The organism is Thalassotalea psychrophila (assembly GCF_031583595.1).
GTDB classification, from domain to species: domain Bacteria; phylum Pseudomonadota; class Gammaproteobacteria; order Enterobacterales; family Alteromonadaceae; genus Thalassotalea_A; species Thalassotalea_A psychrophila.
Genome location: NZ_CP134145.1, coordinates 4,272,849 through 4,285,271 on the forward strand (window position 1 = coordinate 4,272,849; position 12,423 = coordinate 4,285,271).

Genomic DNA, 12,423 nt, shown 5'->3' on the forward strand with positions numbered 1-12,423 from the left:
CAGATAAGAAAATACAATACCATTGAGACAAAAGTGCTGAAACTTAGGCTAAATGGCAGAAATGATTAAAGAAAAATGCTCAATTGTTCAACATGATCAAATTCAGCATAAGGCAAAACCTTTAGCGGTTTCTTTTTAATGCCAAATTCATCGTTATTTATCCAAATGGTTTGGCAACCGGCTTGCAATGCACCATAAATATCGGCGTGGGTGCAGTCACCAATATGTAAGAGTTCATTGGTTTGAATATTAAGTTTATTACAAGCTTGTTCAAACATGTCGCTTTCAGGTTTTTGCAAGTTTCCATCACCCGCAAAAAAACTATGACTGAAATATTCACTAATGCCGATATCTTCAATACTGACGTTACCATTTGAAATAGCGACCAAAGGAAATTTACTTTTTAATTTCATCAATAAATTTCTAACTGATTCAGGCACTTGTAAATTATTACGATGAGATAAAAAGTATTCGAACGCTTGTGATGATTTTTGCTTAGCATCTATCTTAGAAAAGCCTAACTCTTCAAATCCAGATTGCATACAAGCAAGGCGTAAGGCGGTTACGTCATGACAAAGTTCTGGCTGATTAGTAAGGCAGACATTTCGATGCTGCCACCAAAAATCAGGACTTAATGTTGCACACACAGGTGCCACATCTTTAAGGTGTTGCTGTAATTCTTTCTCAGCTTTAGAAATAACCGGATAGTTGTCATATAAGGTGTCATCTAAATCAAAGCTTATTGCTTTAAATGATGACAACCTTCGATAAAAACGCACATTAAAGCCCAATTTTCCGTAACTGTTGTACTAACAGTTTAGCAACAAGTGTGCGAAATTGGTTTAATAATAATGTATCCATAGATGGGTTGAAGTGTTCTGCATCATTTGAGCTAATGGCAATGAAGCCTAGGCACTCATCACCTTCGGTTAACTGCACTAGTACTACTGAACCTACTTCTTGCTCACCAAATACCAACTCTTTTTCTTGTTGCTGCAGACGGCCAAAGTAATAGTCTTTGCTATCAAAGCGCTTATTGATAACGGAACTACAATCACTTTTAATAATAGAGTCATGGCCTATTTCAAAATCTTTATTGGTTAAATAAAGTTTAAAAGAAGCAAGATTCAATAGTTGAGTGGTAGTTTGAGTTAAGCAATCTAAGAAGTGAGATAAGTCGGAGCTTTCAATCAAACTTAAGTACAAATCATTATAAACGGTAAATAATCGCTCGTTGTGATTAGCTACGGTTAATAATTGAGTAATTTCTTCTTCAAGTAAATGAATTTTTTGACGTTGAATTTGTTGCTGTCTTTCAACTAATGAAACCACGCCACGCTTACTATCATTAAATCGTAACGATGCAAGCAACTGTGGGTTTCTGCCGAAAAAACCTGGGTTATCTTGTAAGTAAGTAGTTACCAGCTCATCGTTAAGCACATCCATTTCTGCATCCGCTGTCATCGGGTCTAGTACATTATTTTTATTTGCTACTTTGCTGTCACTCATAGGTAAAGTTGTCCATCAAATACGTGATCTGCAGGGCCAGTCATTTTTACAGGATGCCCTGGACCTTTCCAATATATTTTAAGTTTGCCGCCCGGTAATTCAACCGTAACGTTATTCGCTAATTTGTTTTGTGTAATACCAACTACAACTGCACCACATGCACCACTACCACATGCCAAGGTTTCAGCAGCGCCGCGTTCATAAACTCGAAGTTTTACATATTTAGGAGACACAACTTCCATAAAGCTAACATTAGCGCCTTCTGGGAAGCGTTCATGCTCAGCTAAAGCTTTGCCTAAGATTGCAACTGGAGCATCAGCTACTGAATCTACAGTTAATACACAATGCGGGTTACCCATAGATACCGCACCACAAAGTACAGTTTCTTCATCAGCACGTAATATATAAGTGCCTTCTACTTTTTGTGCGGTAAAAGGTATTTTTTTAGGTTCAAAATCAGGTACTGGCATGGTCACAGTGACTTGCCCATCACGTTCAATGTGAAGAGTCATTTTACCTGAAGTGGTGGTAACTTTAATTTTGTTTTTGTTAGTTAGGCCTTTCATTTTAACGAAACGGGCAAAACAACGGGCACCGTTACCGCATTGGCTTACTTCACTGCCATCAGCATTGTAAATACGATAGTGAAAATCTAATTCAGGATCATAAGGCGGTTCAACCACAAGTAATTGGTCAAAGCCAACACCAAAGTTGCGATCGGCCAACTTGCGAATTTGTTCATTCGACAAGTAAATATTTTGCGTAACGTTATCCAACATTAAAAAGTCGTTACCTAGGCCGTGCATTTTGGAAAAATTCATTAACATTGTTATACCAACTTAGCTTTAACTACTGATAAGGTTACGGTAAAACCGCTTCACCTTGCCATAAAGACTCAATAGACTCACGTTGACGGATTAAATGAGATTGCTCACCATCAACCATAATTTCTGCCACTCTTGGGCGAGAATTGTAGTTTGAACTCATGGTAAAACCATAAGCACCAGCGCTACGGACTGCAAGTAAATCACCAGCTGTAATAGCTAAATCTCTATTCTTTCCTAAAAAATCACCAGTTTCACAAACAGGACCAACTACATCATAGTTTTGAGTAGTTGCACTGTGATTAAGTTCAACAGGTACAATTTCTTGCCATGCTTGATAAAGCGCAGGACGAATTAGGTCATTCATCGCAGCATCAACAATGGCAAAATGTTTATCTTGGTTAGTTTTTAAGAATTCAACTTCGGTTACTAAAATACCCGCATTTGCCATAATAGCGCGGCCAGGTTCATAAATTAGTTCTAAATCGTAACCTTGCATTTTATCGGCTATCGCTTTCGCGTATTCGCTTGGATGCGGAGGCGTTTCACCTTGATAAGGCACACCTAAACCACCGCCAACATCAATATGACTTAACTTAATACCAACTGTTGCTAATTTATCGACTAATACCAGTACACGGTCTAAGGCATCTAAAAATGGCTGAACCTCAGTAAGCTGCGAACCAATATGACAATCGACACCTTTAACCACAAGATGTGACATTGCTGCTGCTTTTTGATAAATCTCAACAGCATGATCAATAGGAATGCCAAACTTGTTGTCTTTTAAACCGGTAGAAATATATGGGTGAGTACCCGCATCTACGTCTGGATTTACCCGCATTGAAATTGATGCTGGCATGTTCATACTTGCTGCTACCTCATTAATGCGAGATAACTCAGCTTCAGATTCAACATTAAAACAATGAATGCCTTTTTCTAACGCGTATGCAATTTCTTCGGCTTTTTTGCCGACACCAGAAAATACTACCTTAGCAGGATCGCCACCAGCTTTAAGCACTCGAGCCAGCTCACCTTTTGAAACAATGTCAAAACCTGAACCTAAACGTGCGAGTACATTCAAAATAGCTATATTTGAACTTGCTTTCACTGCATAACAAATCAAGTGTTTCATATCTTTGGCCGCTTGATCAAATGCGTGCCAATGACGTTCAATGGTTGCACGTGAATAAACGTAAAGCGGAGTGCCATAAGTACTGGCCAATTCTGTAACTGAACAATCTTCAGCATATAATGAATTATTTTGACGGTTAAAAAAGTCCACTGGTATCAGTCCTGAAATTTCTTATTGGTAATAAAGAGTTTAAAATGATTATTGCTATTTACTGGTTGCTCTTATTGACTGAGCTAACTGTTTCGCTAGACTTTTCAGTCTTTTGTTCTTCAACCGGATCACTCTCATATAAAGGTCCTTTTAGACCACATGAGGAAACTGTACATAGAAGTAATGATAATACAACAACAAGTAGTTTTTTATTAAGCATTTTATTGATCACATCGATTGATTAATAGATTTATACGCGTATATAATCGCATGCGATACAATAAATACCAAGTTGTTGCGCAGATTAATTAGGTATAATCAATTATTCTGGGCAAAATGATAATAAACAAGGGTAAATAATGAACGATAGCCAATATAACCTCATGACTGATGAGTTACTTTTAGCCATAGAAGAAGCAATAGAAGAATGTGGTGTAGATATTGATTATGAAAGCGTAAGCGGTTTATTAACCTTAGCCTTTGTCAATGGCACTAAAATTATTATCAACAAACAAGCTCCTTTACATGAAGTATGGGTAGCAACCAAATTTAATGGTCATCACTTTGCTTATCAAAATGAACAATGGATTGATAAACGCGGTGGTGATGAATTTTGGCAGTTTTTATCTAAAGCGGTAAGTGTTCAAGCAGAAGCTGAAATAACACTACAAGCAGAATAACTGACAAATCTAACACAATAACGGATATCGACATGACGCAACAAACGCTTAAAATAGCGACTCGAAAAAGCGCTCTGGCCCTTTGGCAGGCTGAATTTGTAAAAGCACGTTTAGAACATTTCCATTCTGACCTTACAGTTGAATTAGTGCCTATGGTAACTAAAGGCGATATTATTCTCGATTCGCCATTATCAAAAGTTGGCGGCAAAGGTTTATTTGTTAAAGAACTTGAAGTGGCTATGCTTGAAGGCCGTGCTGATATTGCTGTGCATTCAATGAAAGATGTGCCAGTAGAATTCCCTGAAGGGCTAGGTTTAGAAATTGTATGTGAACGTGAAGACCCACGTGATGCGTTTGTTTCAAATACAATTAACAGCCTGGCCGATTTACCACAAGGCGCTATTGTAGGTACATCAAGTTTACGTCGTCAGTGTCAAATTAAAGCATTACGCCCAGACTTGGATATTCGCGATTTACGCGGTAATGTAAATACTCGTTTAGCAAAATTGGACGATGGTCAATACGACGCTATTATTTTAGCTGCAGCTGGCTTAATTCGTTTAGAAATGCCAGAGCGTATTCAAGAATTTATTGAACCTGAAGTAATGCTGCCAGCAAATGGCCAAGGTGCTGTTGGTATAGAGTGTCGCACTGATGACGAACGAGTTAAGGCTTTACTTGCGCCACTTGAGCACAAAGAAACTCGCATTCGAGTGTTAGCTGAACGTTCAATGAACAGATCATTAGAAGGTGGTTGTCAGGTGCCAATTGGTAGTTACGCTATTATTGAAAATGAGCAGCTATATTTGCGCGGTTTAGTCGGAGCTATAGACGGCAGCACTATCTTGCACAGCGAGATTCGCGGTAAATTAACCAATGGTGATGCCATGGGTACTATGCTTGCCGAGAAGTTATTGAAAGACGGCGCCGATGTTATTTTAAAGCAGGTATATGAGCAAAAATAAACTCAACGTTTTATTAACCAGACCTCTACAAAAATCTCAGCAGCTGGCAAAGGAAATTGCACCTATTGCCAGCAACATTGAGATCACACCTTTGTTCGCCTATAAACCAGGTGAACAGCAAGTTTCATTAAAACAACAACTTAACAATTTAAACCCCGAATTCATAATAATTATCAGCCCTGCGGCGGCTAACTTTGCACTGCAAGTTACCAATTTTTCTAACCATATAAAAAGCACAACATTCATCGCCGTTGGACAGGCCAGTGCTAACGTACTGATTGCTCATGGCATAGAAAATGTAATAGTTCCGAGCATTGAAACAAGTGAAGGATTATTGGCGCTAAGCGAACTACAAAATATTGCTAATAAACAGGTGTTAATTATTCGCGGTAATGGTGGTAGAGAGTTTTTAAAACAACAGCTTGAACTTAAACAAGCTAAAGTTGCCTATAATGAAGTGTATAAACGTCAGTGGTTAACTTTTTCAGCAGAGCAAACCATTGATAAATGGCGAAAAGATGAAATTAACTGTATTGTTATTACATCAAGTGAATTATTAAACAAAACCTTAGATTTAATAGCAGATAAAAACTGGGCAAATAGCTGTTATTGGATAGTTGCTAGTACGCGGATTGCCGAACAAGCCAAAGCACATGGTTTAAAACACGTTATTAATGCTAATGGTGCAAATCACCAGCAAATTTTTCAAGCAATGATGGCACTTATTTAAAAGCTACTTTATATGCGGCCAATGGAAGTTGATTATGACCGAGAAAGAAAACAACAAAGCGCAAACGAATACCAATAAACCTGATCAGCCATCAGCAAAAATAAGTGCAAGTGATGCAGCTAGAATTGCCGCGAAAGCAAAACAGCAAGCTCAAGGCTCAAGTAAGAGCAAAACTGTATCACCGCCAACAAAACAAACAGTAAAAACAGCACCTAAAGCGCCAACAAAATCCTCTCCTATAAAACAAAAATTATCTAAAACCGCATTACTAGCTTTATTAATAGCAGTTAGCGCCGGTGGCGGTGTTGGTGCTAATTACTGGTGGCAACAACAGCAAAACAATGAATTGGAACAACGCTTAGCACAAAACACTAAAACAAGCGTGATAGAACTTGATCAACATTTACAGCAGCAAATTAGCGCTTTACAAAAACAATCTCAGCAACAAATTAACAAGTTGATTAGTGACGTTGAAAAACGTAGCGGTAGCCGTATTTCAGCATTAGAACAAGAAATTGAGCAGCTCATCGACAGTCAACCAAATAACTGGCAAATTACTGAGGCTGAATATTTAACTCGAATGGCTGGCCGTGTACTTTGGTTAGAAAAAGATGCAAGTACCGCTATTACGTTAATGAATGATGCTGACGCGCGAATTAAAGATTTAAAAGATCCTCGCATGATGAAGGTTCGAGAGCTATTACATGAAGACATCGAAAAGCTTAAAACACTACCAAAACTACAACGTGACGATATTATTTTAACGTTAATGGGTCTTAGTAAACAGGTAGATGATCTAACGTTAGCGACAGTGCAATTACCGGAAGAAACTGAACTTAAAGAAAGTACAGCTTTGACTGAAGATGTTAGTGACTGGCAAGAAAACTTAGCAAAAAGTTGGGCTAAATTTAAAGATGAGTTTATTACCGTTCGTCGTCGTTCTGGTAATGTTGAACCCTTGATGGAACCAAAATTCGAACAAAATTTATATCATAATTTAGAGCTGAAATTTCAACAAGCTCAATGGGCGGTTAGCCAAGGTAAGAAAGAATTATTCCTTACAACAGTGACCGATATTCAACGCTGGTTAAGTCTTCATTTTGATATGACCCAAGTTAAAACTCAGCAATTTAATGCTCGTTTAGCTGAAATAAAAGCAATGCCAGTAACGGTTGAATACCCGCAAACATTAGCGTCTCAACAAGCACTGCGAGCAATGCTTGATAACAAACCAAGCAAAAGACTGGGCGGCGTAAAACCACAACCACTTAAAACTAAAAAAGTGGTTACCAAAGAGACAGAGGTAATAGAACCTAAGGCTGAACCGGAACAAAAGCCAACCCCCCTTAATCAAGAGGAAGGTGCTGCATGATCCGTTCAATAATTAAGTTAGTTTTATTGCTAGCACTTATCGCTATTGCGCCATTTTTGATTGATGAAAAAGGCTACATATTAGTCGCTATGGGCGATTTAACTTATGAACTCACCGTAGTAAGTGCCATTTTATTAATGGTTTTAGCTAGCTTTATTTTTGCTTTTTTATTTTGGGGTTCTCGGATTGGTTTTAAGTTTACTTCTAGCGCTTGGCGCAAATTAGCCTTTAGTAACAAAGCCAAAGCTAAACGTGAGTTTCAAAAAGGTATTGGTGCTTATCTGCTAGGTGACTATAAGCAGGCTGAGGAGTTAATGGCTAAATGTGCAGAGCATTCAGATATGACCAATAGTGCCTGGTTAGTTGCGGCGTCTGCAGCGAATAAATTAGGCGAGTCAGCGAAAACAGCAAATTATCTAAAATTTATAGCACAGCACCCACAGGCACAAGAGAACTTCAGTTTTGAAACATTACTGGTTGCAGGTCGTTTAAATTTAGACGATAAGCAATTCTCCAAAGCACGAGCACTGCTAGACGAAAACCATAAATTGATCGGGCATGATGGTCGCTTATTAGGCTTAGATATAGAAATCAATATTCATGAAAGTAAGTTCGAGCAAGCAACCGAGTTGATAAAAACCGCGCGCAAAGATAAACACTTAGACAGAGACAAAATTACTGATTGGGAAGTTCGTGCCTTCAGTGGATATTTTATCGAATTAATTCAAACAAGCAGCGTTGAAGCAGTCGCCAAATACTATAAAGCACTGTCAAGAAAAGAGCGCCAAAGTGAAGGTATTGTATTAGCTTATGCCAATTGTTTAATTGCCAATGGCTTGGTCACTAATTTAGAAAACTTAGTGTTACCGTTAATTAAAAAAGATGCGTCAATTAGTTTCATTAATGCAGTTAAACAACTACCAATACAAAATAGTGAACATATTATTTTTGCAGTACAAAAATTATTGCAGAAACAGCCCGAAAATACCTTGTGGCTAAGTGCCCTTGCTCATCTTTGTGTTGCCAATAAAGAATATGACAAGGCTCATAAAGCATTTACTTCGTTATTAAAAATTGAGCAAAATAGTGATGACTTACAAGGCTATGCAAAATTGTTAGAGCTAATGGGCGAACACCAACAGGCAAACCGAGTTTATCAAGAGCTTATTGCGCAGGGTTAAAGCTGAAAGGCCGTATGTTGTAGGCTATCACACCTTAAAGCATTTGAATTATAAGAACACAATGAAACTTATCATATCTATATTTTTAGCCAGTATCAGCGTTAATGCTATTGCTGACAATGCCCGTTTTGTCTTAGAGCCAAATCCCAGCATTGGCAGTATGCAGCTATTTAAAACCAGCGATTTATGTACCGTTGCAACAAACACTAATACGTATATTAACAATCATAAAGCAGGTGACGAAACTGATCCGCTTGCCGTTCATCCTGGTAAAGTATTTTCAGCACAGATATCACTTGATAGAGTACAGAATACTCTGAGTTTTATTTGTGAAACCTACATTACCGATGTACGAACGAAACAAAAAAGTCGCTTACAAAACACTGAATTTTTGAAACATAATTTTGATTTTTATCGTTGGTATCCAGACACTACTACTGCGCTTAATATCAGTCAAAAAAGTACTAACGCAGCAAAAAATAGACTATTAACCAACATCCCTGAAGAACAGCTATTTATTACTAAGTATTACACTAAGTTATTAAACGCGAGCCCAGTTAAAACAGCTGAATTTAACCAAGCTCTTTATGCATTACCGTTTGATGAACAAGGCTTAACACCTGAACAAGCTGAACTAAAAAAAGACTCTTTAACGCGATTTAAATTTACTCGCCAAGAGGTAATTCAAGGCAAGGTAGCCGAAAATAATTTGGCGAAGCCTTTAGTTTGGATCAGTGAAGATGGTTTACATGATGTGTTATTACAAGGTACTGGAGTTTTAGAAGTAAATGGCGAAACCAGATACTTTAACGTGCATCGTAATAATGGCATTAACTACGATTATAGTATTGGTAAAACTGAACAAGCTCGTTACTGGTATTTTGCTGAAGTACCTTCAGTAATGGGTTATGGAAAAACCTTAGAAAGTAAAATCGCCGTTAAACCACAGGTAACTTTTGCCGGCAATATGGCCGATTTAGGCTTAGGTAAACTAATCATGGTTAACTACCCGTTAAATGGCAATTCAGTAAGCCAAATGGGAATTTTAGCTGATACCGGCGGTGCTTTTGACAACAACCGTTTTCAATTGGACTTTTTGGTAGATAGCTATTACGGTTGGAGTGATTACCACTTAGCTAATAAACACCTTCCTGACTACGCCAATACCTGGATAATGCTATTGAAACAGTAGGTTTTGAATATAAAATTAGCTCTAAATTTTCACATCGCGACGATCAAAGGTAACATTTATAGCTACACATTATTAGAAAAAGTACGCCGTCATCCCACACGAGCGGAGCGAGATGAGGGACCTCCTGAAGCGTGCTGTAGATAGAAATTATCTACTTATTGAACTGGTTTCAGAACCTACTAGAATGTGTCAACTGTGCCCTAAGCGGTAACACATAAAACAAGAAAAACTGCACCGTCATGCCGGTGTGTGTTTTCTTATACCGTGTAGGTGTCTTTAACGCTCTTCTAATGAATTATCGTCTACTGCAGCATAAATTGGATCGGGTTGATCCATACTCCAATCCCATAACCAATTGCCTTGCTGCTTAACTCGCGATACATCGCGAGCTAAAATCCAGCCATCTGCCAAACTTTTTAAAGTCATTTTATTAAGGTGATTTAAATACGATCTTTTATCTGCATAGCGCGAGAATATACGCTTTTTAGTCCACTTTTTAACACTACCACGAAAATCTTCAATCTCATTACTTGAGAATTTATTGTATCTAAGCACCCAAGGTAAAAAAGTAGCAATAGGCGCTTTAATAAGCGGGTGATTAATGCCCCCTAATTCGTGACCATTATTATCTACTTTCGGTACTGGTGGCATAATTTCAGCCAAGATTACCGGAGGTTGATTCGTAATAATCCCTTGCTCCCAACCTTTACCATATTCAACTTCATAGGCAGTATGCGGTTTAAACGGTTTTTCTAAATTCAACCATTCTGGCAATTGGTAATGAGAAAAAGTAGTTAGTGTTTGATTAGCAAAGCGTGGATAGGCACTTTTAGGAGGTTCATTATCATCAACAACCCAACTGGTTAAATGCGATAATAAAGCGCGTAAATGTAATTTAAAATCTAATGGGTTACCACGATACATACCTGATTTTTCATCAAGTAATACTAAGTTATTTTTATTTTCTACAAAGTGTTGAGCCGATGCAAAATGATAAATACGCTCATTTTTTAATGGTGCTATATCAAATACATTATGTGTATGTATTAAACCCGCAGCTCGTCCCCAATACTCATAACCAGTATTGGTGTAAAATATCTTTGGATAAAAATCTTCATGATGGCGCTTTAATAAACCAACTTTTTTGTTAGTAATATCGGAACGTACTCTAGCACTAGTAAATGGAAAAATATCTGTTGGGTATAAAAATGCCGACATGCGATGCGCATCACGCGAAGGTTGAGCGAATCTATGATTGAAACTGCCGCGACCGGCCCCTGCAGTATGAATTAACATACCATCAAATGCCATAGTCCCCATTTCAGTTTCATTAAAGCCTTGATGCAAAAAATGCCTTAAAAAACGGCCTGTCTGCGATACTCCAAACGCTATGGTTTTTGGTACTGAAAAAGTATTATCAATTTGTTTAATATAGGCTGATGTATCTCGTAAAATAGCTAAACCTACTCCTGTCACCATAGGGTCACGGCTTGGGTAAACTAATTCATAAATACCTGGAGAAAAATCTCCGGCTATTTTTTTACCATCAGAGCTAAATTGCCACATAGAGCGAGGTACAACTGAACGTAAGTTATCTCTCCCCATTCTTTTAGTAAGCCAAGCATCTTGTTGTTTAGCAAAATCGACTGGGTAAATTGTTGCTATACCCTCTTTATGGGCAAGTGTTAATAATGATTTTGCCGAATCTACAGTCCAATCACTACGAGCCCAGCCATTAAGCCCTACAATTTTTGGTAATGAAGCATGCATGGTGTTAGCACTAATAGTTAGATCTCCCTGCCAGCCAACCCAAACCAATGACAAACCAAGTTCTTGAATAAGGCCATCACCTAATGCGGATGATTTATTTGGTGTGTCTGAACGTGCAGCATGGTTAAAGTATCTGAGTGCTGCTTTTGAGCCTCGGTTACTCACCTCTACTAAGGCTCCTTTACGTTGTTTAGGATCTTTGTTTTGAATAATAAAAAAGTTAGCTTTAGCCTCTACTAAACCATCACTATTGGTCGGCGCTTTATCAATATCAACAATTTGTTGATTACTGGGGTTTTTAGGATCGATAAGAAAGGTAAATTCGCCACTTATGGCTTCCATCTTCATATTTTTTAAATTAAACGATTTCTCACTTTTGATGGTTTGACTTACCAGTGCGGCATTAGCCACTCCACACAATAGTAATGCAAGGCTGAAAACTAGAAAAAATTTGATTTTACCCATGGAAAATTCCCTGCCTGAATATTGGCTTTATTATTTTTATTAGTTGGCAACCGAATAGATTATTCAACTAGATATATCAACAGCTTAACCTTGTTGCTAACAAATGCAAGTTTGTAGGGGTAAAGATACCAATTTGATCCAGTTTCACTAAAAAACAAGCAAAAAAAAGCAATGCTATTAACTACACAGAGATAAAGTTTAGCATTGCAAAAGGGTGTGAAGAGCGTTTTAAAACGCCAGTCTATTTAAACTGGCATTTTTAATAAATTCCTATTCGTTGTTGTTCATTTTCTTTAAAAAGAAAAACACGTAAAACGTGCAAATAGCCAATAAAGTTACTAAGCCACCGGCAGAAAATAATACGATAGGGTCTGCTAATAAAAATGATAAATTGTTCATGCTAATCTCCTGTTGCGAGCTTGTTCAAACTTATGAACAGATCATAAAAGA

Annotated in this window: 13 protein-coding genes; 6 read left to right on the forward strand and 7 right to left on the reverse strand. The window is 37.8% G+C overall.

From position 1 onward, the window contains the following. Positions 1-65: 65 nt before the first annotated feature. The 5 genes from RGQ13_RS17830 to lptM are packed head-to-tail and all read right to left on the reverse strand — an operon-like array spanning position 66 to position 3,838. Entirely contained in the window at positions 66-779 is a 714-nt protein-coding gene (locus tag RGQ13_RS17830) for an HAD-IA family hydrolase (protein WP_348391074.1), read from the reverse strand. A 1-nt stretch (position 780) separates the two neighbouring features. Further along, positions 781-1,509, reverse strand: coding sequence for a DUF484 family protein (locus RGQ13_RS17835; RefSeq protein WP_348391075.1), 729 nt, complete (start codon positions 1,507-1,509; stop codon positions 781-783). Beyond that, the gene (gene dapF, locus RGQ13_RS17840; protein WP_348391076.1) at positions 1,506-2,336 is read right to left on the reverse strand and encodes a diaminopimelate epimerase; all 831 of its coding nucleotides are present in this window, start codon (positions 2,334-2,336) and stop codon (positions 1,506-1,508) included. The genes RGQ13_RS17835 and dapF overlap by 4 nt, the downstream gene beginning before the upstream one ends. 34 nt (positions 2,337-2,370) lie before the next feature. After that, positions 2,371-3,618, reverse strand: a complete 1,248-nt coding sequence (gene lysA / locus RGQ13_RS17845) for a diaminopimelate decarboxylase (RefSeq protein ID WP_348391077.1) — start codon at positions 3,616-3,618, stop codon at positions 2,371-2,373. Between the two features lie 58 nt (positions 3,619-3,676). Beyond that, entirely contained in the window at positions 3,677-3,838 is a 162-nt protein-coding gene (gene lptM / locus RGQ13_RS20180) for an LPS translocon maturation chaperone LptM (RefSeq protein WP_405054142.1), read from the reverse strand. Between the two features lie 139 nt (positions 3,839-3,977). On the opposite strand from lptM, the gene cyaY reads away from it, so the two are divergent. The 6 genes from cyaY (at position 3,978) to RGQ13_RS17875 (ending at position 9,738) form a co-directional block, all read left to right on the forward strand. After that, a complete protein-coding gene (gene cyaY, locus RGQ13_RS17850) occupies positions 3,978-4,298 on the forward strand; it encodes an iron donor protein CyaY (protein ID WP_348391078.1) in 321 nt (106 codons plus the stop codon). Positions 4,299-4,330: 32 nt separating this feature from the next. Continuing rightward, on the forward strand, positions 4,331-5,263 hold the full coding sequence (gene hemC, locus RGQ13_RS17855) for a hydroxymethylbilane synthase (protein WP_348391079.1): 933 nt from the start codon (positions 4,331-4,333) through the stop codon (positions 5,261-5,263). Then, positions 5,250-5,993: a uroporphyrinogen-III synthase gene (locus RGQ13_RS17860; RefSeq protein WP_348391080.1), complete on the forward strand. Its 744-nt coding sequence runs from the start codon at positions 5,250-5,252 to the stop codon at positions 5,991-5,993. Before hemC ends, RGQ13_RS17860 begins: the two co-directional genes overlap by 14 nt. 34 nt (positions 5,994-6,027) lie before the next feature. Further along, complete coding sequence (locus RGQ13_RS17865; RefSeq protein WP_348391081.1) at positions 6,028-7,365, forward strand: uroporphyrinogen-III C-methyltransferase; 1,338 nt, start codon at positions 6,028-6,030, stop codon at positions 7,363-7,365. Continuing rightward, the gene (locus tag RGQ13_RS17870; protein WP_348391082.1) at positions 7,362-8,546 is read left to right on the forward strand and encodes a heme biosynthesis HemY N-terminal domain-containing protein; all 1,185 of its coding nucleotides are present in this window, start codon (positions 7,362-7,364) and stop codon (positions 8,544-8,546) included. Before RGQ13_RS17865 ends, RGQ13_RS17870 begins: the two co-directional genes overlap by 4 nt. A gap of 61 nt (positions 8,547-8,607) precedes the next feature. Continuing rightward, the gene (locus tag RGQ13_RS17875) at positions 8,608-9,738 is read left to right on the forward strand and encodes an MltA domain-containing protein (RefSeq protein ID WP_348391083.1); all 1,131 of its coding nucleotides are present in this window, start codon (positions 8,608-8,610) and stop codon (positions 9,736-9,738) included. Positions 9,739-10,014: 276 nt separating this feature from the next. On the opposite strand, the gene RGQ13_RS17880 is transcribed toward RGQ13_RS17875, so the two are convergent. Together RGQ13_RS17880 and RGQ13_RS17885 are read right to left on the reverse strand one after the other, a co-directional pair. Next, positions 10,015-11,973, reverse strand: a complete 1,959-nt coding sequence (locus RGQ13_RS17880) for an alpha/beta hydrolase domain-containing protein (RefSeq protein WP_348391084.1) — start codon at positions 11,971-11,973, stop codon at positions 10,015-10,017. 270 nt (positions 11,974-12,243) lie between these two features. Further along, the gene (locus tag RGQ13_RS17885; RefSeq protein WP_348391085.1) at positions 12,244-12,372 is read right to left on the reverse strand and encodes a hypothetical protein; all 129 of its coding nucleotides are present in this window, start codon (positions 12,370-12,372) and stop codon (positions 12,244-12,246) included. Positions 12,373-12,423 lie beyond the last annotated feature (51 nt).